The organism is Cohnella sp., assembly GCF_041640265.1.
GTDB lineage: Bacteria > Bacillota > Bacilli > Paenibacillales > Paenibacillaceae > Cohnella.
In genome coordinates, this window is the sequence record NZ_JBEQAP010000036.1 from 1 (window position 1) to 26,982 (window position 26,982).

Annotated in this window: 22 protein-coding genes; 18 read left to right on the plus strand and 4 right to left on the minus strand. The window is 48.8% G+C overall.

Annotated features, from left to right (window positions below):
- Positions 1 to 193: 193 nt before the first annotated feature.
- Positions 194 to 1,123, minus strand: coding sequence for an ArsR/SmtB family transcription factor (locus ACESLK_RS21140; RefSeq protein ID WP_373231693.1), 930 nt, complete (start codon positions 1,121 to 1,123; stop codon positions 194 to 196).
- A 354-nt stretch (positions 1,124 to 1,477) separates the two neighbouring features.
- On the opposite strand from ACESLK_RS21140, the gene ACESLK_RS21145 reads away from it, so the two are divergent.
- The 5 genes from ACESLK_RS21145 to ACESLK_RS21165 all read left to right on the plus strand — a co-directional run bounded on the left by ACESLK_RS21145 (position 1,478) and on the right by ACESLK_RS21165 (position 7,210).
- Positions 1,478 to 2,467: a glycoside hydrolase family 43 protein gene (locus ACESLK_RS21145; RefSeq protein WP_373231694.1), complete on the plus strand. Its 990-nt coding sequence runs from the start codon at positions 1,478 to 1,480 to the stop codon at positions 2,465 to 2,467.
- 98 nt (positions 2,468 to 2,565) lie between these two features.
- A complete protein-coding gene (locus tag ACESLK_RS21150) occupies positions 2,566 to 3,951 on the plus strand; it encodes an ABC transporter substrate-binding protein (protein WP_373231695.1) in 1,386 nt (461 codons plus the stop codon).
- 96 nt (positions 3,952 to 4,047) lie between these two features.
- Positions 4,048 to 4,935: a carbohydrate ABC transporter permease gene (locus ACESLK_RS21155; RefSeq protein ID WP_373231696.1), complete on the plus strand. Its 888-nt coding sequence runs from the start codon at positions 4,048 to 4,050 to the stop codon at positions 4,933 to 4,935.
- 24 nt (positions 4,936 to 4,959) lie between these two features.
- Positions 4,960 to 5,796 (plus strand): carbohydrate ABC transporter permease, encoded by an 837-nt coding sequence (locus ACESLK_RS21160; protein ID WP_373231697.1) that lies wholly within the window; start codon positions 4,960 to 4,962, stop codon positions 5,794 to 5,796.
- A 40-nt stretch (positions 5,797 to 5,836) separates the two neighbouring features.
- Positions 5,837 to 7,210: an arabinan endo-1,5-alpha-L-arabinosidase gene (locus tag ACESLK_RS21165; RefSeq protein WP_373231735.1), complete on the plus strand. Its 1,374-nt coding sequence runs from the start codon at positions 5,837 to 5,839 to the stop codon at positions 7,208 to 7,210.
- Between the two features lie 68 nt (positions 7,211 to 7,278).
- On the opposite strand, the gene ACESLK_RS21170 is transcribed toward ACESLK_RS21165, so the two are convergent.
- The 3 genes from ACESLK_RS21170 to ACESLK_RS21180 form a co-directional block, all read right to left on the minus strand.
- Positions 7,279 to 8,034, minus strand: coding sequence for a winged helix-turn-helix transcriptional regulator (locus ACESLK_RS21170; protein WP_373231699.1), 756 nt, complete (start codon positions 8,032 to 8,034; stop codon positions 7,279 to 7,281).
- The gene (locus ACESLK_RS21175; RefSeq protein ID WP_373231700.1) at positions 8,004 to 8,408 is read right to left on the minus strand and encodes a Fur family transcriptional regulator; all 405 of its coding nucleotides are present in this window, start codon (positions 8,406 to 8,408) and stop codon (positions 8,004 to 8,006) included. Before ACESLK_RS21175 ends, ACESLK_RS21170 begins: the two co-directional genes overlap by 31 nt.
- A gap of 122 nt (positions 8,409 to 8,530) precedes the next feature.
- Positions 8,531 to 9,445: an ArsR/SmtB family transcription factor gene (locus ACESLK_RS21180; protein WP_373231701.1), complete on the minus strand. Its 915-nt coding sequence runs from the start codon at positions 9,443 to 9,445 to the stop codon at positions 8,531 to 8,533.
- 344 nt (positions 9,446 to 9,789) lie between these two features.
- Here ACESLK_RS21180 and ACESLK_RS21185 point away from each other — a divergent pair, with 344 nt between their 5' ends.
- From ACESLK_RS21185 to ACESLK_RS21245, 13 genes are all read left to right on the plus strand, one after another.
- A complete protein-coding gene (locus ACESLK_RS21185; protein WP_373231702.1) occupies positions 9,790 to 11,118 on the plus strand; it encodes an ABC transporter substrate-binding protein in 1,329 nt (442 codons plus the stop codon).
- A gap of 187 nt (positions 11,119 to 11,305) precedes the next feature.
- Positions 11,306 to 12,142, plus strand: a complete 837-nt coding sequence (locus ACESLK_RS21190; protein WP_373231736.1) for a carbohydrate ABC transporter permease — start codon at positions 11,306 to 11,308, stop codon at positions 12,140 to 12,142.
- Positions 12,143 to 12,146: 4 nt separating this feature from the next.
- Positions 12,147 to 12,992: a carbohydrate ABC transporter permease gene (locus ACESLK_RS21195; RefSeq protein WP_373231703.1), complete on the plus strand. Its 846-nt coding sequence runs from the start codon at positions 12,147 to 12,149 to the stop codon at positions 12,990 to 12,992.
- Between the two features lie 32 nt (positions 12,993 to 13,024).
- Positions 13,025 to 14,536, plus strand: coding sequence for an arabinosylfuranosidase ArfA (gene arfA / locus ACESLK_RS21200; protein ID WP_373231704.1), 1,512 nt, complete (start codon positions 13,025 to 13,027; stop codon positions 14,534 to 14,536).
- Between the two features lie 17 nt (positions 14,537 to 14,553).
- The gene (locus ACESLK_RS21205) at positions 14,554 to 15,579 is read left to right on the plus strand and encodes a glycoside hydrolase family 43 protein (protein WP_373231737.1); all 1,026 of its coding nucleotides are present in this window, start codon (positions 14,554 to 14,556) and stop codon (positions 15,577 to 15,579) included.
- 156 nt (positions 15,580 to 15,735) lie between these two features.
- Positions 15,736 to 17,409 (plus strand): glycoside hydrolase family 2 protein, encoded by a 1,674-nt coding sequence (locus tag ACESLK_RS21210; protein WP_373231705.1) that lies wholly within the window; start codon positions 15,736 to 15,738, stop codon positions 17,407 to 17,409.
- A 566-nt stretch (positions 17,410 to 17,975) separates the two neighbouring features.
- Positions 17,976 to 19,085, plus strand: a complete 1,110-nt coding sequence (locus ACESLK_RS21215) for a rhamnogalacturonan acetylesterase (protein WP_373231706.1) — start codon at positions 17,976 to 17,978, stop codon at positions 19,083 to 19,085.
- 68 nt (positions 19,086 to 19,153) lie between these two features.
- A complete protein-coding gene (locus tag ACESLK_RS21220) occupies positions 19,154 to 20,869 on the plus strand; it encodes a sensor histidine kinase (RefSeq protein ID WP_373231708.1) in 1,716 nt (571 codons plus the stop codon).
- A 3-nt stretch (positions 20,870 to 20,872) separates the two neighbouring features.
- Positions 20,873 to 22,426: a response regulator transcription factor gene (locus ACESLK_RS21225; RefSeq protein WP_373231709.1), complete on the plus strand. Its 1,554-nt coding sequence runs from the start codon at positions 20,873 to 20,875 to the stop codon at positions 22,424 to 22,426.
- Between the two features lie 118 nt (positions 22,427 to 22,544).
- The gene (locus ACESLK_RS21230; protein ID WP_373231710.1) at positions 22,545 to 23,900 is read left to right on the plus strand and encodes an ABC transporter substrate-binding protein; all 1,356 of its coding nucleotides are present in this window, start codon (positions 22,545 to 22,547) and stop codon (positions 23,898 to 23,900) included.
- 225 nt (positions 23,901 to 24,125) lie between these two features.
- Positions 24,126 to 25,025, plus strand: a complete 900-nt coding sequence (locus ACESLK_RS21235; RefSeq protein ID WP_373231711.1) for a carbohydrate ABC transporter permease — start codon at positions 24,126 to 24,128, stop codon at positions 25,023 to 25,025.
- A gap of 70 nt (positions 25,026 to 25,095) precedes the next feature.
- Positions 25,096 to 25,872 (plus strand): carbohydrate ABC transporter permease, encoded by a 777-nt coding sequence (locus ACESLK_RS21240; RefSeq protein WP_373231738.1) that lies wholly within the window; start codon positions 25,096 to 25,098, stop codon positions 25,870 to 25,872.
- Between the two features lie 29 nt (positions 25,873 to 25,901).
- Positions 25,902 to 26,933, plus strand: coding sequence for a glycoside hydrolase family 88/105 protein (locus ACESLK_RS21245; protein WP_373231712.1), 1,032 nt, complete (start codon positions 25,902 to 25,904; stop codon positions 26,931 to 26,933).
- The last annotated feature ends 49 nt before the right edge of the window (positions 26,934 to 26,982 follow it).

Sequence of the window (26,982 nt, forward strand, 5' to 3'; positions counted from 1 at the left end):
CTAATGGTTTGAAGAGTTTAGTGGACAGATATAACTCACTACGGAATATTTCATGAACCGCCGTATACCGAACGGTACGTACGGTGGTGTGAGAGGTCGGGAGTTAATCACTCCCTCCTACTCGATTGCAAATAATCAGGGGGCGCCATTCAGACGCCCCCTTGATTTACGTCTAACGGCTCGTTCCCAACAGTTAGCTGTCTCCTCCGGTCGGTACGACTTTCTCGTAATACAAGCGAAACAGAATATCCTGCTTGTAGTTGCCAAATGCGCTTCCGAACAGCGTGATCCCGCCGACGTTGCGCGAGCCGTTCTCTACGGCGATCCGCAGCGTCCATTGTTTATCCCGTACGTTGACTTGGTCGAGCGTCACATCCGAGATGGGATTGCCGTCCATCCGGGTGCCATGGTTAGTTACCGTCAAATGCTTTAGCAAGCCGTACTGGTTAATGTCATCCGGCCACCAGGACGGATTGTATTTGCCCCGCTTGTCGCCGAAATCTCCGGGACTTGTCCAGGTGCCCAGCCGTATGTTGTTCAAGTAAAACGTAATGTCGGATGGCCAGTTGTTGTTGGTGAGCGGCGCTTCCGAACCGATCTCCATGGAGACGACGAGCTCCTTCGGATTCTCGGTCGAGAGCAGGAAGTTGGGGATTTTGTAGTCGATATACCCTTCGCTGAACCATAGGATTTTCGCTTGAAATCTCTCCGCGTCGAGGAAGGAGCGGGGATCGTCGACGATGCCGATGAATTTCTCGGCGGTCGCGAGGCCGCATGTCGGCTCGACCTCAAAATCGGTAAAGTGTCCGATCGAGATTTCGCTCTGGTGGTATTCCCGGATATGCTCCATTTTGTTCGGGAAAATGATTTCCGCTTGTTCCACCTGCAGCGAGCACATCTTCTGGACGCCTCCGCGGCTCGACTGCATCTCGGTGCGGATGATTCCGGCTTTATCCAGCTTTTTGATATGCATGGTCATGATGGCGCTGCTCAAGCCGACCGCCTCGGACAGTTCGCGGATATTCATCGGCTGCTTAGCCAACAGGTGGATGATCTTGTGACGGACGCTGCTGGCCAGTGCTTCATATACAGGTAACGATTTATCGGATATGTCGAGATTCAATGGATATCCTCCTGACCCGTTACGGGCCGCAATAGTGGATGTGTGCATGAATTAGATATATATATATTTTATATTTTTGTTAACAATTTCGCAAGGAAAGGATGAGACATAGGGAAGAAATGCGTATGATTCGCTCATAATTAATATAAACGTTAACGTAATAATAAATATATTTACGAATATGTTGACAATGTAACCGCTTTTATGATATCGTTAACATCAAGGTGAATATATTCATATAATTATTAATGTTTGAAGCGATCCGTACTCCAGCCGCGCGGGGGGGGAATGGTAGAATCTACTCGTTGCTTCAGGGCAAGAGAAAGTAGAAAATCAAGAATAGGAGCGTAAGGAATGAAGCAAATGAATGATCTCCGATGTGCTTATCAGAATCCTTTAGTCAGTCAGCGAGCCGATCCCTGGATCTACAAGCACACGGATGGAGCCTATTATTTTACGGGTTCCGTTCCCGAATACGATCGGATCGAAATCCGCAAATCTCCAACCCTGCAAGGTTTGGAAAATGAGGAGGCGGCCGTCGTCTGGAGGAAACGCTCGAATGGCGAGATGAGTTCCCATATCTGGGCGCCCGAGCTGCATCATATCGAGGGCAAGTGGTACATCTATTTCGCGGCGGCCCGAGGCGGCGCCGATGGAGAAGGGATTTTCGATCACCGGATGTACGTGCTCGAGTGCGAGTCCCCGGATCCCTTGAACGGAGTATGGAAGGAAAAAGGACAGATCAAGACCGAATGGGAGTCCTTCTCTCTTGATGCCACGACGTTCGAGCACCATGGCGTCCGGTATCTGGTTTGGGCACAGCGGGACTTCGCGATTAAAGGCAACTCGAACCTGTACATCGCGGAGATGGAGAATCCGTGGACCCTCAAGCTTCCCCAGGTCATGCTGACGAAGCCGGAATTGGATTGGGAAACGATTGGTTTCTGGGTGAACGAAGGCGCGGCGGTTGTTAAACGAAATGGCAAGGTCTTTATTTCGTATTCCGCAAGTGCCACGAACCACAATTATTGCATGGGTTTGATCTCAGCGCCCGATACGGCCGATCTGCTCGATCCGAATTCGTGGACCAAGTCGCCCGTTCCCGTCTTCGTCACGAGCGAAGAAACGGGGCAATACGGACCCGGCCACAATAGCTTCACCGTGTCCGAGGACGGTTCCGAGGATTTGATAGTCTATCATGCGCGGAACTACAAAGAAATCTTCGGCGATCCCCTGTACGATCCGAATCGCCACACCAGGGTGCAGTCGTTCGGCTGGTATGCTGACGGAACGCCTCATTTCGGGGTCCCGGTACCGGATGCCAGCGAAACGGACGGCGAATGAAAGGAATAGCTGGCCGAGCAAGGTCAGCCGTTTATACGGCAAAATGAATACGGTTTCAAAGCGTTAATTCGCTAAACATATATCTTGGAGGGGTTCATGTGAAGACTAAGAAAAGTTGGTTTGCACTCATCTCGCTTATCATTTCGGTAGTGCTTGTTCTCACCGGTTGCGGAGGCGACAGCAAGGAGCCGGCCGCCAGCGGCAGTGCGTCGGGCAGCACCGCGCCGAGTGGAGAAAAGAAAGAGATTACGTTCATGTTCCGAGGCGGTCCGGACGATCAGAAGGCTTACGAGGCGACCGTGAAGAAATTCGAAGCCGACCACCCGAACGTAAAGGTCAAGATCATCATGACGGCTGCCGACCAATACGCCACGAAGCTGAAAGCGTCCATTACCGGCAAAAACGTGCCGGACGTGTTCTTCTACGATCCGGGCGACCTGAAAGCTTACGTGAACGGCGGCGTGCTGCTTGACATCACCCAGTACACGGAGAACAATCCGAAAATCGACATCAGCAAAGTATGGAAGAAAGGCGTCGACCTTTACCGCTATGACGGCAAAGTCGCCGGACAAGGCAGCATCTACGGCATGCCTAAGGACCTCGGGCCTTTCGCGATGGGCTACAACAAAACGATGTTCGAAAAAGCGGGCATCCCGCTTCCGGACAAGGACAAGCCGTACACGTGGGACGAGTTCATCAACGTCAACAAACAGCTGACCCTGGACACGAACGGCGACGGCAAGCTTGACCAATGGGGCACGGGCCTGAACGTCAACTGGACGCTTCACGCCTTCGTCTGGAGCAATGGCGCGGACTTCCTCGACCCAACGCAGACGAAAGTGACGGTCGACGATCCGAAATTCGCGGAGGCGGTTCAACTCTTTGCAGACATGCAGAATGTACACAAAGTGACGCCTTCGATCTCCGAATCGCAAACGCTCGACACGTACCAGCGCTGGATGCAGGGCCAAATCGGCTTCTTCCCGGTCGGTCCTTGGGATCTGAGCACGTACCAGAAGCTTCCGTTCGACTTCGACCTGATCCCGTATCCGGCAGGCTCCACCGGCAAAACCGCAACGTGGCTCGGCTCGCTCGGCATCGGCGTATCCAAGAACACGAAGGCGCCGGATGAAGCAGCAGCGCTCGCGCTGTACCTGTCCGCTTCCGAGGAAGGCATGCAGATGCTGTCCGACGCGAAGGTGCAAATGCCGAACCTGACAGACATGGCAGAAAAATGGGCCGCCGACACGTCCTTCAAGCCGGCGAACAAAGCGGAATTCTTGGAGGTTACCAACGATTACGGCAGACCGATGCCGGCTACGCTGACCTACAACGCCGAGTGGTACAACCTATTCTTCACCGATATCCAACCGGTTCTCGACGGCAAAATCACCGCTATCGAGTACGTGAAACAAGAACAGCCAAAGATGCAGAAGCTGCTCGACAAAGCAATCGAACAAGAACAGAAGGCAGTTAACAAATAAGTTGATTAAGCTCGGCGAAATGATGTTAGTGGCTCCCGCGCCTTAAGCGCGGGAACTAACATCATTTTCGTTCCGGGATCTCCTCAGAGGTGAACCATGAAAACGAAATCGAGATTGTACCGGAAGGAAGCCTATTACGGATATTTGTTCATCCTACCGCCGGTTCTGGGCTTCCTTCTCTTCGCGTTGTTCCCGCTTGGTTATTCGATATACGGGTCCTTTACCGATTGGGATGGACTCGGCCAGATGAGCTTCATCGGGCTCGACAATTTCAAGGAAATGGTCGAGGACGAACTGTTCCACAAAGCGATGTACAACACGTTCTATATGATGCTGGGTATTCCGATCGGGCTGTTCCTCGCCATGCTCATCGCGCTTGGACTCAACCGGCGCATTGCCGGCACGACCGCTTTCCGTGTCGTCTATTACATTCCGGTCATCTCGTCCCTCGCGGCGGTCTGCATCCTGTGGCAGCTGGCTTATAACGGTGATTTCGGGCTGCTGAACCAAGCGCTGGAGCTGGTCGGGATCAACGGCCCCAATTGGCTGAACAACGTCTCCACCGTGAAGCCTGCCATCATCCTGTTGCTGATCTGGAAAGGACTCGGCTACACGATGCTCCTGTATTTGGCGGGACTGCAGAGCGTGCCGAGAGACTATTATGAAGCGGCCGATATCGACGGGGCCAACGCTTTTCGTAAATTTTGGAGCATCACGTGGCCGATGGTCAAACCGGTTACGTTCTTCATCGTCGTCACGGGCATTATTGGCGGCTCGCAGCTGTTCCCGGAAGTCGCCATCATGACGTCCACCGGCGGTCCCGAGTACAGCTCCGCGACGGTCGTGTTCTACGTGTGGCAGAAGGCGTTCGGCAATCTGCAGATGGGTTACGCCTCCGCGATGACGGTCGTGCTCGGCCTGTTTATTTTCATCGTGACGCTAGCCCAGTTCAAGCTCGACAGATCCTCCGAAATTCACGATTAGTACCGAAGAAAGGAGTCACCGACATTGTCTATCCGAAGAAAAACCGCGAACGTCGTCATATTCGTCCTGCTCTTGTTCGGCGCGTTGACGATGATCGCCCCACTGCTCTGGATGTTCACGACGTCCGTCAAGGACCGGATGGACGTCTTCGCACTGCCGCCGAAGTGGATCCCGAACCCGATGCACTTTGTGAAGTATGTGGAGATTTGGGAGAAGGGACCTCTGCTCAGCGGCATCAAGAACAGCTTCATCGTCGCCATTATCGTCACGGTCGGCGGCACTCTGACGTCAAGCCTGGCCGCATTCGCGTTCTCCAAGCTGCGGTTCCCGTTCAAGAACAAGATTTTCCTTGCCCTGATCGGTACACTTATGATCCCTTATCCTTCCATCATGATCCCGCAGTTCATGATGTTCTCGAAGATCGGCTGGGTCGATACGCTTCTGCCACTGATCATACCGGGCCTGTTCGGTAACGTCTTCATGATCTTCTTCCTGAGGCAATATTTGAACAGTGTTCCGAACGCCCTGATCGAAGCCGCTAAGATCGACGGCTCGTCCTACTTGGGCATCTATGCCCGTATCGTCATGCCTCTCATCAAGCCGGCCGTCGCGGCCCAGCTGATTCTATGGTTCATGGCGATATGGAACGATTATTTGGGGCCGGTCATTTACTTGAACTCCCCGGAGAAAATGACGCTCCAGCCCGTCATTGCCAACTTTAGCGCGACGTATGCGAGCCAGACGGATTATCCGCTTATCATGGCAGCTTCGGTCATCTCTCTCATTCCGATGCTTGTCGTCTTCCTTATCTTCCAGAGGCAGATTATCGAATCGGTGGCGATAACCGGGGTGAAAGGATAACGGCATGAGAAAAATCGGAATCGGATTAGGGGTTGCGGCGATGCTATTCAGCGGGTGCAGCGGAAGTCCATCGAAGACACCGGACATCGCATACCCATCCGCCCCGCCGGAGACGGCCATGTTCGACACGGCCCGGATCCACGACGAAACGGCATGGACGACGACGAACACCCACGATCCGGCGATCATCAAGACGGACGACGGGACGTACTACATCGTGTCGACGGACGTGAAGGTCGGCGGTCCGCCTGTTCCGGGCGTGATGGTGCGCAAGTCGGAGGATCTCATTCATTGGCAGTGGGTCGGCCGTGCTTTCGACGGCGTTCCCGCAGAAGCTTCCGCCTGGTCAGGCGGTCCCACGCTATGGGCGCCCGACGTGAAGAAGATCGGCGACAAGTATCATCTGTACTACTCTTCGTCAACGTTCGGTTCGAACCGCTCTTTCATCGGTCTTGCGACCAGCGATTCGATGGAAGGTCCCTGGAAGGACGAAGGAGAAGTGATCAAGACCGGCGAAGGAGACGGTCCGAACGCGATCGACGCGAATATCGCGAAGGACGAGGACGGTAAGCTTTGGTTCGTGTATGGCTCGTTCTTCGAGGGCATCCACATCCTGCCGCTCGATCCGGCAACCGGCAAGCCGGCGGAAGCCGGGTTTGGCAAGGTGATTGCGTCCCGGGATTCGAAGATCGAGGCCGGTGCCGTGGAAGGGCCTTATATTATCTATCAGCCAAAGCTGAAGAAGTATTTCCTGTTCGTGTCGTTCGATTCGCTCTCGTCCGATTACAACGTCCGGGTCGGTCGATCCGACTCGATTACCGGACCTTATCTCGACTATAACGGCAGAGACCTTGCCGATACGGCTTACGATCCTCAGTTCGACGTGGGCACGAAGATCTTGGGAGGCTACAAGTTCGACGAATCGGATGGGTGGGTCGCTCCCGGGCACAACTCGATCCTGCAGGACGGAGACAACGACTATATCGTGCATCATGCCCGCCCGAAGGCGGATTCGAATTGGATGTACCTGCACGTACGGAAGCTGCTCTGGACGGCGGACGGCTGGCCTGTCGTCTCGCCTGAGCGGTACGCGGGTGAGAAGACGCAGGCGATTCCGGAAGATGATCTCGCCGGCGAATGGCAGCGCATCGTTCACGAGCGGCTGATTGACGGCGTCGTAGAGTCGGAATCGCTTCGGCTGCTTCCGGACGGACGAATCGGTTCGGAGGACAGCAAGGATACTTGGACGTTCGACGGCGACCATACGTTGACGCTCCATTGGGACGGAGCGTTCAAGGAGACTGTACTCGTTCTGCCGTCGTGGGACTGGGAGCTGAACCGTGCGACGCTCGTCTTCACCGGGCTGGACGATCAAGGCCAGGCGGTGTGGGGGAAGAAGGTCTCTGCAACCTGAACAGAAATAAGGCAAGGTGTAGTGGAAAGCCCTCTCTTAGCTGAGAGGGCTTTGCTGCTTATCAAGTATCATTGGTCAGCAAGACGGTAGCCAGCACCCCGAACGGTTGCGATATAACGCGGCACTTTGGGGTCATCATCAAGCTTTCTGCGCAAGCTCCGTATATGAACATCGACAGCATTGCTCCCGCCGAAATATTGCTCGCCCCATACTGCCGTCATTAGCTCTTGTCTAGAAAGTACATTACCTTTGGCAGTAATGATCGCTTTAAGCAGATCAAACTCCGTTTTCGTCAAATCCACTCTAGTACCGTCATGGGTAACAATCATACGCCCCGGGTCAAGAGAAATTTTTTTGAAAGTTAACGTACGCAATTCGTCGGAAACGGCAGGATTTTTCAGAGCTAACAATTGGATTTTCGCGATGATTTGCTCGATGGGGCAAGGCCACTTAACCCATTCCTCTCCGTTCAAAGGTGCAGAGCTTTCATTGTGCATAAGAGCTAGAATACGCGATACCCCATCATTCGGCAGCTTATTCAAAGCTGGTTGAGCTTGGACTTCACCCGTCCGATCCATAATGATGATTGTCCCTTGAACCATGCTTAGAAGAGGATCATCGGCATGATGAAGCAACAACACGTCATAACATCTCTTGGCAAGCTCCGCAACCAGCGTACGAAGGGAAGCGGGACGGGGACTGACGATTAGAATCCGATTTGTAATTTCACAGTAGTCTCCATCGAAGGGTTCAATTGGCGTTGTTAGTGAATCTTGAATAACCAAAGTTTCGTTTAATGAGTGGACTTGTTCGTACTCAGGCATGTTTGGCACACTCCTTTAAACAAATACTGTTCCTCATGAATTTCATATCCTGTCTGTTTGGCTACGGAATGGAGCCAATCATCTGGAGCTTCGATGAATACCTCGTCCACTTTCCCGCAGGTCGTGCACACAATATGCTGGTGTTCCTCCGTCCGCGCGTCGTAACGACTAACATCCCCATCCAGCTTGAGCTCACGCAGCAAGCCTTCTTCCGTTAAATATCTAAGCGTATTGTAAACCGTGGCATAGGCGAAATGATGTCCTTCGGCTTTCAGTCTTTCAATTATATCGGCGGCTGTAGGATGATCGTGAGCTGCAGTCAAGAGATCGAAAATCGCTTTGCGCTGCACCGTCATCGTTCCTGCTTTTCTCAACGGGATCAGCTCCTATAATTTATACTTAGTTTAAGTTTAATGAATTTGCAAGGGGTTGTCAATATGAAGAAAAACCGCCTCTTTCAGCGATAAGGCTGTTAGAAGCGGTTGTGTGGTCCATACTATTGTAGATTGCGGTAGAGTACCCGGATAAGAATGTCCTGATTATAATTGCCGAAATGCTTGCCGAATACGGTTAAGCCTCTTTTGTTCATGGACTTGTCGTCAACCGCCAGCTTGAACCGAATATCGCTTTTGTAATCTAGACCAATCTGGGACAGCGTCACATCGGAGATTCGGCAGCCGTCGATGAAGCTTCCTTCCCCATTGATACGGATGAGCTTCAGCATCCCGTATTGATTCAGATGCGGCGGCCACCAATCGGGATTGAATACCCCCCTCTTATCACCGAAGTCACCAGGGCTAGTCCAGGAACCGAGTTCAAAGTCATTGACATAAAAGAAAATGTCCGAGGGCCAGTTATCCGCGAATCCGGGTGCTTCGGAGCCAAGCTCCAGAGAAAACTGAAGCTCCTGAAACTCTTGATTTGGCTTCAAGTAGTTCGGAATTCGATATTCAAGGAAACCTTCCGATAACCAGATCATTTCGGCATCTACCCGTTGAGGGTCGGCGAAATAGCGGGGATCATCAAAATCACCCACAATGCTGTCTTTAGTGGCAAGACCGCAGGTTGGTACCGCAAGGTAGTTGCTATAGTGGCCAGCCTTTAGCTCAACCTCGTAGAGATTACCGACTTCTTTGGAACGTAATTCTACCATGAGCTTCTCTTCGTTGAGATAACACATTTTTTGCAGACCGTGCTTGCCGACGACGGTATTGATTTCTATTAAGCCGCTCTCTTCGAGCTTCCTGATATGCATGGTAATCGCGCCATTCGTCAGATTCAGCTTGGTAGCCAAATCGTTCAGGTTAAGCGTCTGGTGTTCAGCAAGCAGCTCTATAATTTGAATTCGGATATCGGAGCTTAGCGCTTTGAAGATATTGAGACCGGACCGGAGTTCTTTAATATGAATCATTTCCGTTTGTCCTTTCCGCTTAGAGGGTTCCTTGTTTTGTATAGAATACCATAAAGCAAATATTTATTATATATAACACTAAAATAAAACAGCTATTTTCGTCAATAACCACAGAAATGAAGTGTAAGGTCTCGTTAAACGCCAATAATATTCACAATTTCAGCCAATTAATACCATTGTTTTCACTTGAAAAGTTTAGTATCTTTTAAATTAAATAAACAAGTAAACGCATTCAAAACCCTGTTGACAATTAAAATGGGAGCATATATCATAAAAACATAAATTGTTTTACATAAACCTAAAACAATTTACAAGAAAGTAAAATCATGATCGGGGGAAACAAAATGCGTAAGTCTTTGTTTACGGTTTTATCTCTTTTACTAACACTCATGTTAGCGCTTACGGCTTGCAGCGGAAATAACAATGAGCCTGCTGCGAGCAAGCCTGCTGCAAGCGAAGCGCCTAAAGGCAACAGCAAACCAACGAAAATCGTCTTCTGGACCTTCCAAGAGCTTCACCAGAAGTTCTATGAAGGAATGGCTGCGAAATGGAATGAGCAAAATCCGGATAAGCCGATTGAATTCGAAGGAACGACATTCCCTTACGATGATATGCATAACAAGCTGCTCGTAGCTCTGCAAACAGGTGTTGGCGCTCCCGATATGTCGGATATCGAAATCAGCAAATTCGCGAACTACTTGAAAGGACAGCCGCAGCTTGCTCCTCTCAATGACATTGTTGAGCCGGAATTGAACAACTTAGTGAAATCTCGTTTCGACATCTATGCGAAAGACGGCCAATACTATGGTGTCGATTATCATGTAGGAGCGGCTGTTATTTATTATAACAAAGAGCTCTTGGATAAAGCCGGCGTAAATGCGGATGACATTAAGACTTGGGCAGATTACAAAACGGCCGGTAAAAAAGTGCTTGATGCAACAGGCGTACCAATGACAACCCTTGAAACAACTGAACACTGGTCCTTATGGCCGTTGATCGCGCAGCAGGATGGCGATTTCTTGGGTGCAGACGGTGGTGTAACATTGGATAGCGATGTTAACATCAAGACAGTACAGTATTTGCAAGATCTTGTGAAAGAGAAGATTGCTGTCGGAACGCCGGGTGGCTTCCACCATTCCGAAGAATATTGGGCTTTCATGAACAAAGGCGGAGCTGCTTCTATCTGGATGCCAATGTGGTACATGGGCCGTTTCATAGACAACATGCCTGAGCTGAAGGGTAAAATTATCATCAAGCCGATGCCGGCTTGGACGGATGGCGGCGCTCGTTCAGCGGGTATGGGCGGTACAGGTACAGTGATTACACAGCAATCCAAAGTTCAAGAAATTGCGAAACAATTCCTTGCCTTCTCGAAACTGTCCAAAGAAGGAAATATTGAAATATGGAAACAGCTCGGTTTCGACCCTATCCGCTCTGAGGTATGGGAATTACCGGAACTGAATGAGCCAAACAAATTTACGGATTATTTTGGTGAAGGAATCTTTAAAATGCTGTCTGAAGTGAAGAGTGAAATCAAGCCGGTCAACATTGGCGAGAAGACACCTTCGATTATCGATGCGGTTAAACGTTCGGTTATGTTCAGAACGCTGAACGATTTGGAGGATCCTGCGAAGGTTCTGAAGGAAGTCGCTGAGGAAGTGCGCAAACAATAATGAAATAACGAACGGAATCACTAGTCCTGCCTATGAGCCGGGCTAGTGATTCTCTTCAAGAAGGGAGTCAGCCGTGGTGAAACAGCAACCGATCAACACCGCGTCCGTTAACACGTCCGTGAAATTGACTGCACCCCGAAGGACGAATTGGCTCTATTCCAAGAAAATCGCTCCTTATGTATTTGCAATGCCATTTATTATTACCTTTCTCGTTTTCTTCGCCTATCCGGTTTTATCAACCATTCAGATGAGCTTTCAGGAAGTGCTTCCTGGAGCAACCAAATATATTGGCTTCAAGAACTACGAGAATTTACTTAACTCTCATTATTATCGTGCGATTTCGAACAGCTTGATCTATACCGCGTTAACTCTAATTGTGCTGATCCCTTTACCTCTTATCTTCGCGGTACTGCTTAATTCAAAAATCATGCTCTTCAAAAACTTTTTCCGCTCGACCTTTTTTATTCCCGCTCTTGTATCGATCGTTGTGGCCGGAACGATCTTCCGGTTAATGCTTGGTCAAAGCGATACGGCTATCGTGAACGGAATCATCGGTATATTCGGTCTTGAACCTCAGAAATGGCTCGCTGATGCTCGTCTAGGAATGCTGGCTCTCGTTATGTTGGCGACCTGGCGTTGGATGGGTGTTAATATGATTTACTTCCTGTCAGGCTTGCAGAGCATTCCGAACGAGCTTTATGAAGCTGCTGAGATGGATGGAGCGACAGTGCGCCAGAAGTTCATAAGAATTACGTTGCCTCTATTGAAACCCGTATCTATTTATGTTCTGACTATCAGCGTATTTGGCGGTTTATCAATGTTTGTAGAAAGCTTCACGCTATGGAGCGGCAACCGTTCACCAAAGGACATGGGGATGACTATGGTCGGTTATATCTATCAGCAGGGCTTTGAACAAAATAACCTAGGTTATGGTTCCGCAATAGGACTTTCGTTATTGGCTTTTATGCTCCTATTGAATCTTATCCAATTGAAACTATTCGGGCTGTTCAGGAAGGAGGATTAACGAGGTGAAAGAAAAAACGAAAATCAACTCCTCTTCCATCCTGTTATTGCTGCTATTCGTCGTTATCGGGATTCTGATGCTTACCCCTTTCTATGCGATCGTCTTGGCGTCCTTTAAGCCTGCTAAACTCGCGATCAGTTCGGGACTAGGCTACAAAATCGATATGAATATAATGACGCTGGACAACTATACTTCTCTCTTCAGAGAATCGGCGGATACTTATTTCACTTGGTTCAAGAATAGTGTTGTCATTACACTGTTGGCAACAGTCTTGTCCCTCTTCTTATCTGCTTTTGTTGGATACGGTCTTGCGATGTACGATTTCCGGTTCAAGAATTTTATCTTCGTACTTATTCTACTCGTCATGATGGTGCCAATTGAGATTATTATGCTGCCTCTTTACAAGCTGATGATTAGTCTGAAAATGATCAATACACTGTGGGGGGTAATTATCCCGTTTGCCGTGGCTCCGCTTCCCACCTTCTTCTTCCGGCAATATGCCAGCGGGCTGCCGAAGGATTTCATGGATGCGGGTCGAATGGATGGCTGTACGGAATACGGGATGTTCTTCCGAATTTTTATGCCTTTGATGGTTCCTGCATTCGGAGCGATGGTTATCCTGATCGCGCTGGGCAACTGGAATAACTTCTTATGGCCGCTGCTCGTCTTGCGGACGAACGACATGCTTACGATCCCTATTGGATTAAGCACATTGCTAACGCCTTATGGAAACAACTATCAGATGCTGATCGCCGGCTCTGTCCTGGCTATTTTACCGATATTGGTCGTATTTTTATTTTTCCAAAGATACTTTATTTCAGGACTGACTGTTGGCGGGGTTAAAGGCTGACGGAAACTGACACAGAGAAAGAGGAGAGAAGCATGACATCAACTGTAAAAGCAAAAATGATCGTAGATAAAGAGTTTCAAATCTCGCGCATTGACGAAAGAATTTACGGTTCGTTTATTGAGCATCTTGGCAGAGCGGTCTATGGAGGTATCTATGAGCCCGGGCACCCGGAGGCGGATGAGTTCGGTTTCCGCAAAGACGTCATGGAGCTGGTCAGAGGTTTAAACGTTCCAATCGTGCGTTATCCAGGCGGCAATATGGTATCCGGATACAACTGGGAGGACGGTGTCGGTCCGCTCGCAGATCGTCCGCGTAAGCTGGAGCTAGCGTGGAGAACGATTGAACCCAACCACGTCGGTACGAACGAATTCGCTCAGTGGTGCGCTAAAGTAGGCTCTCAAGTTATGATGGCAGTTAATCTAGGAACCCGAGGGATTGATGAAGCACGTAATTTAATCGAATACTGCAATCATCCGGGTGGTTCTTACTATAGCGATCTGCGAATTTCTCACGGCTATAAGCAGCCGCATAAGATTAAAACCTGGTGCCTGGGCAACGAGATGGACGGTCCTTGGCAAATCGGTCACAAGACAATGGAAGAATACGGTCGAATCGCTCTGGAAACGGCCAAGGTGATGCGCTGGGTTGATCCGGATATAGAGCTAGTGGCCTGCGGAAGCTCGAATTCCAGCATGCCTACTTTCCCGCAATGGGAAGCGACGACGCTTGAGCATACTTATGAAGCCGTTGACTATATTTCCCTTCATCAATATTTCGGAAATCGTGACAACGACAGCGCCAATTACTTGGCCCTTTCCATGGAGATGGATCGTTTCATTAATACAATTATATCCGTATGTGATTATATTAAAGCGAAGAAGAGAAGCAAGAAAACGATGAATCTCTCCTTCGACGAGTGGAATGTATGGTATCATTCCAACGATGCAGACAAGCAAATCGATCCATGGACGATTGCTCCGCCGCAGCTGGAGGACGTATATAACTTCGAGGATGCTCTACTCGTCGGAACATTGCTCATCTCCTTCTTGAAGCGGTCGGACCGCGTTAAGATTGCCTGCCTCGCGCAGCTAGTTAACGTCATTGCACCGATTATGACCGACAATGGAGGAGCTGCCTGGAAACAAACCATCTATTATCCTTACATGCACGCATCTGTTTATGGACGAGGAATCGCGCTTAATCCGGTCGTTGTGTCGGACAAGTACGATAGTAAGGATTTTACGGATGTTCCTTACTTGGAATCGGCAGCCGTCTATAACGACGAAACCGATGAGGTTGTCGTATTCGCCGTCAATCGCAGTCTGGAGAGCGGGCTTGAGCTATCCTGCGATGTAAGAAGCTTTGCAGGATATCGAATTGTTGAACATATCGTTCTTGAGAATCCGAATCTTAAAGCGGTGAACACGGTAGGCGCGGAAACGGTGAAACCTCATAGCAACGGGAATGCGAAGCTCGATAATGGAATCATTAATGCCATGCTGCCTATGCAGTCATGGAATGTGATTCGGTTGCAGAAAGCGTAATGGTTAGGCATATTGTGATGAAAAAGGTGGCCTTCTACTTATTGTCGTCCGTCCTTCTTATTGGAGGGTGCTCTGGACAAACACCTAACGAGAGTACGACCACCGTCATTCATAAGGGATTCCGCAATCCGCTTGTCGAGCAGCGCGCCGATCCATGGGTTTACTTGCACACGGACGGTTATTATTACTTCACGGGCTCGGTGCCGGAGTATGACCGTATCGAGGTGCGACGTGCCAAAACTTTAAATGATCTGGCCGAGGTGAAAACGGTAGACGTGTGGCATAAACCTAATACAGGCCTGATGAGCAAACATATATGGGCACCAGAAATTCATTTCACGAATGAGAAGTGGTATATCTATTATGCTGCTGCGAGAGAAGATGCTCCTTTTGATCACCGGATTTACGTACTAGAGAACGAGTCGTCTAACCCGCTCGAAGGACAGTGGACCGAGAAAGGGCAGCTCCGAACGAACTGGGAATCCTTCTCTCTTGATGCTACGATCTTTGAACATAAGGATATATTGTATTTGGTTTGGGCGCAGAAAGACCCCGCTATCGAAGGAAATACCAATCTTTATATCGGAGAATTGAGCAATCCTTGGACACTTAAAGGAAAGCAAACGCTCATCACAAAGCCCGATCAAGCTTGGGAGCGAATCGGCTACATGGTTAATGAAGGAGCTGCGGTGCTGAAGCGCAACGGCCGAATATTTATTAGCTATTCCGGAAGCGCAACGGATGATAATTATGCAATGGGCTTGCTTACAGCGTCCGATTCGAGCGATCTTCTTGATCCGAAATCTTGGACAAAGTCGGAGTCTCCTGTGTTCTTCAGCAATCCGGATGCTTCTCAATACGGTCCGGGACACAACAGCTTTACGACGACGCCTGACGGCAAGCAGGATATATTGGTTTATCACGCGCGACCGTACAAGAACATCGAAGGAGATCCGTTATTCGATCCTAACCGTCATGCGAGAGCAAAGCTCTTCGAATGGAATGAAGACGGAACGCCGGATTTCGGCAAACCGGGTCAGTGAAGGAACAATAAATAGGTATGGCCATAGCCGTGTTAGACGATTAGGGTGAAAGTCCCCGTCTTTCGCGGCTTTTTCATGTAGAATGGTCAAATTGAATAAAAGGCATTAGTATAGGAATCGAAGCTTCAGATCGAAAGGTTCAGGAGGAAATCGCAAATGATTAGACTTTTTCAAACGAATGAGGTTCGGAAGGTAGAAGATTTAGAAGGTATGTGGGATTTTTGTGTTGATAACCATGAGAATAGTGATCGAGGGGAGAACTTTAGTCTGCCGGTACCTGGCTGTTGGGAGACGCATCCCAAGCTGAACAAATATCGGGGTGTCGGGGAGTACCGGAGAACAATCGTGTTGTCTGAGTCCGCGAATCTCCGGTTCGTATTTAAGGGAATAAGTCACACGACGCAAATTTATTTCGATGGGATCAAGATTGCGGAGCATTATAATGCTTACACTGCGTTCACGGCTATTGTTCGAAAGGCGGAAGCGGGCAGCCATGAACTGATCGTGAAAGTGGATAATTCCTTTCATCAAGATTCTTCCCTGCATATACCGAACGACTATTATACATATGGGGGTATTATTCGGCCTGTCGCTCTGGAGCATATAGCTGATACTTTCATAGAGAGAATTCAATTTACGCCCTTCCAAGTTGAAGGCCAATGGCATGCGGACATTCAGGTTGTCATTGATAATCTATCCGATTATGCTCAACAAGTCAGACTTGAGGGTGAGTTGTGCGGAGTTAAACTGCAGTTTGAGACGATCGAGGTTGGACCTGGGAGAAGTACGATTGCCACGGAACACCATTTCCCAAATGCGGAGGAGTGGGCGCTTGAGAATCCGCGGTTATATTTGCTGAAGGTCAAGTTGTTCGAACCGGGTAAGAATGAACCTGTTGACGATCTTATCGAACGAGTCGGATTTCGCACGATTACGACACATGATGCTCGGATTCAGTTGAACGATAGGGACATCGTATTGAAGGGGTTTAACCGTCATGAGGACCATCCGGCTGTTGGTGCGGCTTTCCCGCTATCGTTAATGGCGCATGATCTTGAGCTTATTATCGCTTCCGGCAGCAATTGCGTCCGAACGAGTCATTATCCGAATGATGAGCGTTTTTTGGATCTGTGCGATGAGAAAGGGATTGTGGTCTGGGAAGAAAACCATGCTAGGGGATTGAGTCTGGAGCAGATGCAGCATCCTTTATTCGCGCAGCAATGCGAGGACGTTAACCGTGAGATGGTGGAGCAGCATGCGAATCACCCTTCCATAATCATCTGGGGCGTGTTGAATGAATGCGCCAGCGATACGCTAGAAGGACGAGCGCATTACGAGAGACAGCTTAAGCAGATCCGAGCGATGGACGCGAGCCGTCCGCTTACCTTCGCAACGCATCATCGAGATAAAGAGCTGTGCCTCGATCTCGCCGATATTGTTTCCTATAACTTATATCCGGGATGGTACACTGATGAAGATCCAGGGGAGCTGTGTGATCAGGCTAGAGCCTGGGCGGATGCGGCGGGCGGAGCAGGAAAACCGATGATCCTAAGCGAATTCGGAGGAGACGGTTATTACGGGCATAGGGATGCTACTCGCGTACGGGGAACAGAAGAACGGCAAGCAGATATTATTGATGCAAATCTTAGCGCGTACATAAGCAAGTCTTATCTGTCGGGTATGCTGATCTGGCAATTCTGCGATTGCCGTGTAGCCGAAAGTACGGGATGGCTGCTCAGTCGCGCGGGCACTCAGAACAGTAAAGGTATCGTAGATCGATATCGCAGGCCGAAGCTGGCATACGCAGTCGTTCAGAAGCATTTTCTCTAGCTCGCTAACAGGGAAAATAGGTATAGTCAAAAGTCGAGCTGGTGAATGGACGAAGGTCCGTATCGTCTCGACTTTTTTGCTAACCAACTTAACTACTCCCCATGTACAAACTGTATTTTGTACTGTTGATTATAAGCTTTCTAAGGTTTTAGAGGGACGAAACTGTATAAAGTACAGTTATTTTTCGAGAGAACTGATGAAAAAGGATTTTATTGCCTAAACAACTGTAGTAAATGCAGGTCAGCATCCTGAAAAGGTGAACCTGTCAAAAACACCTGTAGTAAATGCAGGTCAGCACCCCCGAAGGGTGAAACACCCCAATCATCGCTAGGTTTTTACCTCAAAGGCAAAACTTTCGTAGGCGGCGTATCCAAACGCCTAGGCCGTGCGCCGACAATCAGCGAGCTTGCCGAAGAAATCGGCGTTACGCCCACTTATACCAACTTAGTGTTCGCAGAGTGATTGAAGATTACCTGTTTTTTGAACATTTCCCTCAGATATTCTGCTTAACTCGCTTCTATACTTGATTTATAGTAGAAAGGAAACCTTTCGCTAGGAGACCTGACATGGCTATGAATGAGTGGAAATTCGATTTTGGCTGCGGTGAAGCAGTGTCTGGGTATATGAAAGTAACGGCAAATACCAAATATGACATAGCAGTGGGCTTCGGCTTTATGGATATTACTCGGGTGACCGCTCGTGATCGGAAGGAACCGGGAGCATTGAAGCGCGATTTATGCATCCCGGCGGACACTTCCTTCCGAGTAGATGTGCCCGATGGCAATTATACGGTCTCCCTATTAATGGGAGACTGGATTCTGCCTGCGTGTACGACATTAAAGGCAAGCCCAGGCAGGTTGCTGCTGCGCAATCGCACTGTATCCGCGGGACAATTCATTCGGGAGACAGTTGCGGTATACGTTCAGGGCGGTCACATGAACTTAACCTTCTCCGGTTCTGCACCCAGAGTGAATGCGCTGGAGATTACTCCTGCTCCGCATGCGATCACATTGTTTCTGGCTGGAGATTCGACGGTTACAGATCAGCCGGAGGATGGTTTCCCTTATGCAGGCTGGGGGCAGATGTTACCGCAGCTTCTGAAGCATGACGTTGTGGTTGCCAATCATGCGGTATCCGGCCGCAGCTCTAAGAGCTTTATCGATGAAGGGCGATTAGACGTGATCTTGAACGAAATGAAGGCGAATGACTTCTTATTCATTCAGTTCGGCCACAACGACCAGAAGCCGGACGAAGAGCGCGCTACTGAACCATCGACCACCTACAAGAAATATCTTCAACAATACATCGACGGTGCTAGAAACAAAGGAGCGTTTCCGGTTCTAGTCACCTCGGTACAGCGCAGATATTTCGAGCCGAATGGGCAGCTTCAGAATACGCATGGACCCTATTTGGAAGCGGTTCGCGAGCTTTCGAGCGAGCAAACCGTTCCGCTGATCGATCTGGCGGAGATGAGTAAGTCCTTGTTCGAGGAGCTGGGTGCAGAAGAGGCGAAATCGATTTTCATGTGGGGAGCGCCGGGCGAATTTGCGCACTTTCCGGGCGGCATAGAGGACAACACGCATTTCCAGGAGCAAGGTGCGATACGTATCGCGGGATTGATCTCAAAAGGAATTCGCGAGGCTGCGATCTGGCCGCTTACGATGTTCCTCCGTTAGGGAAATAAATATTTCCTATGGAAAGGAAGACTTCCGGTATGCAAAAATGGGCAAATTCCTTTCGACATATGAAGATAAAAAATAAAATTTCGATATTATTCGCCCTTATTATTGCTGTGACTTTTACATTCACGTTACTTGTGCAGCAATATGCATTCTCTATCTATGACGAGCAGTTGTATGACAAGTCATCCCAAGTGCTCAATCTCTCTTCCGCGGCCATCGAGACGAAGCTAAGTCGAATTGAACAGATGTCTTACAATATTATCGCGGACGTTCAGCTTCAGAAACTTCTTCTTTCTATTAAGAATAACGAATCGGATTACGATCTGCATATCTTGCGCCAGCAAGTGATTGACCGGCTTCTCTCTTATGCGGGCTCGGAATCCTCCATTTATTCTATCCAGCTTATTGATTCTCGGGGTAAGGAGAATGGGGCAGGCAATTTAAAAGCAATCGATAGCCGAAAAAGGTCGCAAATGGAGGAGATTACAAACGCAGCGGGGGGAGAGAATCGCTGGATTTTCCCGGATGAGAAAGATTCGGCGCTTATATCCGCGCGTGAAATACGTTCCTTCAGCAACACGAACTTTGACCTTGAATTTCTGGGTACTTTGGTCATTCGGGTTAACATCGAGAAAATTGTGGAGGAGTTCTCTTCGGAGGAAGGGGAATTAATACTCTTCTCCGGCGAGGCAATCCTTTATCCTAAGGAGCCTTTGTTTAGTCCGGATGAGGTTCGGCTCTCTATTCAATCCACTAAGGGTTACTTCACTCAGAAGATTGCGGAGCATACGTACTTTATTTCCTATTCACGCTCTGGCAATACCGGATGGACATATCTGAATATTACTCCCTTTAATCAAATCTTTGAACGGGTTATTTTCATCAAAGAGCTTGTCGTTATTGTCTTCATCTTGATATTCGTCCTTGTTATTTTGCTCGGGATTCGTTTCTCAAGAAGCTTGACCCGCCCGATTGACAACTTGATTTCACGGATGAAAATGGCTGAGAAAGGGAATTTCGCCGGTGCTCATCTTCAGACCGCGGATGACTCCCCGATGTCGATGGATGAGATGGGGCTGCTGCATCGTACCTTCCGGTTAATGGTAGAGCGGATCAATACGCTTATTAGAGAGAATTATGCCAACCAACTATTAATCAAGGAAACGGAATTCAGGGCATTGCAGGCCCAAATCAATCCACATTTTCTGTATAACACGCTGGAGTCTATTAACTGGATCGCTAAGGTGAACAAGCAGACCCAAATCTCGAATATGGTAGAATCATTAGGCTTTTTACTCCGCAATTCGATCAATATGAAAGAAGAGATCCTAACCTTAGGGGAGGAAATTGAAGTCGTTAGAAGTTATGTCATGATACAAAAATATAGATTCGATGAAAGACTGGACTTCCGATTAGAAATTCCGGCCGGCTTGTCGAAGCGCAAGCTTCCGAAGTTAACGCTTCAGCCCTTGCTTGAGAATGCCATTCAATATGCACTTGAGCCAACGATTGGAACGAGTAAGATTGTTGTCCTGGCGAAGCTGACTGATGAAGGCTTCTTCATTACGGTTGAAGACGATGGGCCTGGTATGCCAATAGACATGATTGAAAAGCTGCGTAATGGAGAGTTGAAAGCCAAGGGTAAAGGGATTGGTCTCTTAAATATTGATGAGCGAATAAAACTAGCGTTCGGAGAGCAATATGGAATTCGCATAGACAGCGAACCAGGTCATGGCACCCGAGTTACCATTGCGTTGCCGCGGGAAGAGGAGGAGTAAACGATGTACAAGGTAATGCTGATCGATGACGAGAGAATCATTCTGGACGGCATTTCCCAGATGATCGACTGGGTTTCCTTAGGAACCGAACTTGTCGGAACAGCGCAAAATGGCGTGGAGGCTTACGATCGCATTAAGGAGCTGCTTCCAGATATCGTTGTTAGTGACATTCGGATGCCTGGGATGGATGGATTGGAGCTTGTGGCAGCTGCGCATGCGACCCATCCTCAGATCCGATTTGTCCTGTTGTCCGGCTTTGGTGAGTTCGATTATGCCAGCCGAGCGATGCAATACGGGGTTAAGCATTATTTGTTGAAGCCAACCAATGAGAATAAGATTGCCGAGGCGCTGTCCGAAATCGTGGAAGAGTTAGATCTTAATGATAAGCGTGAGCAATTCGTTCAGAGCATGAAGCAGGGCTTGCAGAAGGTGATGCCGCATGTCAAAGAGCAGGTGCTGAAGGAATTCGTCACTAACAAAACCTATGGCAGCAAGGATTGGGATTATTATCGCGGGTTATTCCAATTCGAATTCGAGCGTCCGGTCAGGCTGCTGCTCTTTCTGTTGGAGGGCGAGTTCGAATTCGAGCACTTATTCGCGGTCAAGAATATTGCCGAGGATTTGCTTGATGCCACTCTCCTCAGTACGACGATTGGCGATCATGTCCTTATTCTGATTGAAGATAAGCATGAATTGGCGGAGCTCTATCGCCGAATTTATGAGATAAGGGATACATTCCAGCATTATTACAAGCGTGATACGACGATTGCTCTAAGCGAGCCCGATCGAATTACGGGGGCGCGCAGCCTTTATCAAGAAACGCTGCAATGCTTGAATTACCGATTCTACCTGGGAGAAGGCGGATTGATTACTCGGAAGGATACCGAGACTCAAGATCAGGATACTGTCCAGGCTAAGTTCATCTTCGAGGAGGAACGGCTGACCATGCCTGTTCAATCGGGTCATCATGAGGAAGCGGAGCTTGCGCTGGCAGAGCTCATGCAAGAGCTTAAACGTGCTCAGCTGGACATCAATATGACCAAGTCTTATGTCATCCAACAGTTTGTTTCCCTCATTCGGCTGGGTGATACGCAGAAGATGAACAGGTATTACGGCCAAATGACCGAGCTCGCCGAGATGAACACCTTGCAAGCGATTCAATCGCTGCTCGAGGCGACCGTTCAAGAGCTTACGCAATATCATTATGAACGAAACGTCGTCAAGCACACCACCATCGTACGCAAGGTCATTGATATTGTAGAGGAACAGCTTGGGAATTCCGACTTGTCGCTTAATCTTGTTGCGCATGAGATGCTCTATATGAACGCGGACTACCTAGGTAAGCTTTTCAAGAAGGAAACCGGAGAGAAATTCTCCAACTATGTCATGAAGGCCCGAATCAAACAAGCGACGGAATTGATGTCGAGCGACTCCGATATTAAAATATTCGAGATGGCCGAAAGATTAGGGTTCGGCGACAATCCGCAATACTTCAGTCAGGTGTTCAAGAAGCAAATGGGCTGTACGCCGTCTGAATACATGAAGCAGACGGACTGACAACTCTGCTTTTTGAACAAACAGGACGGTTTTTTTAATTACGCTTTTACTCTATCCCGCTGATAATAGGAAATGTAAGCACTATCAATAACCAATTGTTCAGGGGAGGACAAGACAAATGAAAAAAGCATTATCAGCGCTTGTAATGCTCGCTTTGGTCATCAGCATCATCGGATGCGGCGCCAATAAAAACAACGGAGCGGCTAGCTCCGCTCCAGCAGCTTCTTCGCCGGCAAGTACGGCGGATGCATCGCCGTCAGCTTCTGCTGACGATAAGAAAGATCTGGTTACACTGCGTGTGGCTTGGTGGGGCGGTCAATCCCGTCATGACTATACGTTGAAGGTTATTGAGCTTTATGAATCTCTAAATCCGCATGTGACAATCGAGCCTGAATACGCTTCCTTCGATGATCACTGGAAAAAGCTTGCACCGAACGCAGCGGCAGGCAATCTGCCTGACGTCATCCAAATGGACATCTCCTACCTGTCGCAATACGGTGGCAGAGGACAGTTGGAAGACCTGACTCCATTCACCCAGAACGGAACTCTTAACGTTAGCGACATTAGCGAAGCTTCTATATCCGGCGGTAAGCTAGGTAACGAATTATTCGCAATGAACCTTGGCTCCAATGCTTTGCTGGCTGTAGTTGATAAAGTCATGCTGGAGAAAGCCGGCGGTACAATGCCATCCCAAGAATGGAAATGGGATGACCTATCAAAACTTGGACCTATCATGAAAGCTCAAGGTAAAATTCTGATGGGTGATCTTCGCCATGATGTATTCTTCCCGTTCTACTTGAGAGGCCAAAACCAGCATATGTACGCGGCAGATGGCACGAGTCTTGGTTATACAGACGACAAGCTATTTACTGACTTCTACACGACGTATAAGTCTTGGTACGACAATGGTTACCTCTTGTCCCTTGATAAGCTTGCTCAGAAAAAAGGTACACCGGAAGACGGCGAGCTCGAAATGGGCAATGCATTAAGTGCATGGGGTTGGTCGAACCAATATATTCTTTCTTCTAGCGTAGCGAAACGTCCGTTTGAAATCTTGCCGGTACCGGGCTGGAACGATAACAAAGCTTTGTTCTTGAAACCAAGTATGTATTTCTCCATCTCCAAAAGCTCGAAAGCAAAAGAAGAAGCGGCGAAATTCATCAGCTTCTGGGTTAACGATATTGAAGCGAACAAAATCATCATGGGTGAGCGCGGCGTTCCTGTATCCTCTAAAGTGAAGGAAGCGCTGAAGCCGAGCCTGACTCCGGATCAAGCGAAAGTATTCGACTATGTCGCTTGGGCTGAGGAGAACAGCAGCCAGATGGATCCTCCGAATCCAGTTGGAGCCGTTGAAGTTGACAAGCTTCTCAAGGATACGGTTGAGCAAATCCTTTACAACAAGACGACTATCGAAGCGGGCGCAGCTAAGTTCCGTGAAGAAGCGAACAAAATCCTTGCGAAAAACAAAAAGTAATGGATAAGCTCTAAGAGAATAACGCAAAAAGCGGTGGTGCAGGGATTTCCTGCACCACCGCTTTTTGGTTTGAGCGAAAATCAAAGAAGAGTATGTCGGCTAATTGAACAAAAAGACCGGATTTTTACCTTCAGATGTTCGATTGGGCGCTTCATAATAAAGGTATAAAGAAAGCTTAACGTTCATGCATACGCGAGAAGCGAATCCGCCCTAGGAGTTGAAACTATGAAGCTGCGCGATAACAACCATGTGGTTGGATACCTGTTCTCCGCCCCGTTCATACTGGGTTTTCTGGTGTTCATCGTATACCCGGTATTCTCATCCCTTTACTATTCCTTTACAGATTACAATCTGTTGGAAGCTCCGAATTGGGTCGGATTGGACAACTATAAAACGATATTTACAGACGACGATAAATATATGAAGTCTGTATCGGTTACCTTTAATTATGTTTTTGCCAGTGTGCCGTTAAGGCTTGCATTCGCACTTAGTGTGGCTATGCTGCTTAATAAAGCCATTTCGGGCATCGGACTGTACCGTTCGGCTTATTACCTTCCGTCGCTTATCGGCGGCAGCGTTGCCGTCTCGATTCTCTGGTCTCAAGTGTTCGGAGATAAGGGACTCGTCAATTCCGCGCTCGGTTTAGTTGGAGTGGAGGCGGATACGTCATGGATCGGTAATCCTTCCACGGCGATCTGGACGTTAATTGCTCTTTCTGTCTGGCAGTTCGGGTCTTCCATGCTCATCTTCTTGGCGGGTCTCAAGAATATTCCTAAGGATTATTACGAAGCGGCTAGTGTGGATGGGGCAAGCGCTGTACGCAAGTTTTTCAAAATCACGCTGCCTCTGCTCAGTCCGATCATCCTGTTTAACTTAATCATGCAGACGATATCTGCTTTTATGACCTTCACGCCGGCCTATATCATCTCTAGAGGTGAAGGCGGCCCGTTAGACAATACATTGCTTTATTCGCTTTATCTGTATAAGAGAGCATTCGAGTTCTACCAAATGGGATACGCATCGGCTATGGCATGGATCGCGCTTATCGTTATTGCAATCTTTACTCTTCTGATTTTCCAAACTTCGCGTTACTGGGTTCATTACGAATCGAAAGGAGAGAAGTAATATGGCGATCTCGAATAAAGCGTGGAAGTCGCTTTCCTATCATCTCCTGGTTGGCGGTTTGGCCTTTTGTATGTTTTACCCGATCCTCTGGCTAATTGTTAGCTCGCTTAAGCCTAATGATGAAATCTTTACGACAGCTTACAGTCTGATCCCCAGCAGGATCGAATGGAACAATTACGTGACGGGATGGGCGGGCTTCGCCGGCAATTCGTTCGGCACCTTCTTCAAGAATTCTTTCATTATCGTAATCTTTTCAACGATTGGAGCAGTCAGCAGCTCAGCGCTTGTTGCTTACGCATTCGCGCGGATTTCGTTCTTCGGCAAAGGCTTCTGGTTTGCATGTATGATGCTAACGTTGATGCTTCCTCGCGACGTAACGATTATTCCGCAATTTATTATGTTTTCGGAGCTTGGGTGGCTGCAGTCCTTCAAGCCGATTATCGTGCCTCAGTTTCTAGGAATTCCGTTCTTCATCTTCCTGATCATGCAATTCATCCGGACGATTCCGGCAGATCTTGATGAAGCGGCGAAGATTGACGGGTGTAATAAGTACGGCATTTTCTTCAAGATTATTCTGCCCCTTATCGTACCGGCACTTATGACCTCGGCGATCTTCTCGTTTTACTGGACATGGGAGGATTTTATTCACCCGCTGCTTTACTTGAACAAGCCGGATCTTTATCCTGTTTCCCTTGCGCTGAAGCTGTTCCTTGACGGCGAGTCGCTTAACAACTGGGGTGGAATGTTCGCGATGTCTACGTTGTCGCTTGTACCGGTATTCGTTATTTTCTTCCTCTTCCAGCGGTATATCGTTGAAGGGATAAGCACTAGCGGCTTGAAAGGGTAATTATCTATATGTTGGAAGGAGCAGACACCATGCCTGCATTGCAATTTGACGATAACCATATTAGAGAAGTGATAGATCGCGTAGTCGATCGCACGTTCCGGATGGACTTTAGCTGGGATTGGCCGGGTGGAGTCGCGTTCTACGGGGTATGTGAGGCATATGCGGCGACAGGTAAGGCGGAGTACCTGGATCAGTTGAAGGATTGGGTGGACGAAAATATGGCCGAAGGCCTGCCGAAGCTGTCGGTTAACGGTGTATCGATCGGTCATTCGCTCATAACGTTGTACGAAGCGACTAAGGACGAGCGTTATATCGAGACGGCCAAGGAAATGGCTGAATATCTAACGCATGAGGCTGTGCGTTTCGGAGATGGAATTTTCCAGCACACAGTCAATTCGGAAACGTATAATTTCCCTGAGCAGGCATGGGTAGATACGATGTTTATGGCCGGCTACTTCCTGCTTCGGATGGGTGTGCTTCTAAATCGGGAGGATTACTTCCAGGACGGTTTGCGCCAATATCATGGACATGAGAATGTGCTTCAGGATTCGAAAACGAATTTGTATTATCACGGTTGGGATAACATCGCGGGTAACCATATGTCCAGTATCCATTGGGCGCGCGGCAACTCCTGGGCAGCATTGACGATGGCGCGCGCGCTTGATATCGTGCCGGTAGATCTTCCGGCGTTCATGGTCATCGAAGGCTCCCTGCGTGATCAGCTTAGCGCGCTTGTGCGTTTGCAGGATGAATCCGGTCTCTGGCATACCATTACGGATGATCCGTCTTCGCCGCTGGAGACATCCGGGTCCGCGGGTATCGCCGCTGCTCTGTTGACGAAAGGCCGCTTGTATAACAAATATACACAACGGTCGATCGATGGTATTATTGCGCGGATCGCTGAGGATGGCACCGTAACCGGCGTTTCCGCAGGCACGGCTGTTATGAAGGATGCGGCAGGCTACAGGGGAGTTCCCGACAAACGCATCCAAGGCTGGGGTCAAGGCCTAACGCTAGCCTTCCTCGCGGATGTTCTGAACGTTAGAAAAAATCCATATTGATTGTTATGAGGCGTTTGCCATAGATAGCCATTTCGGAGCATAATAGAGG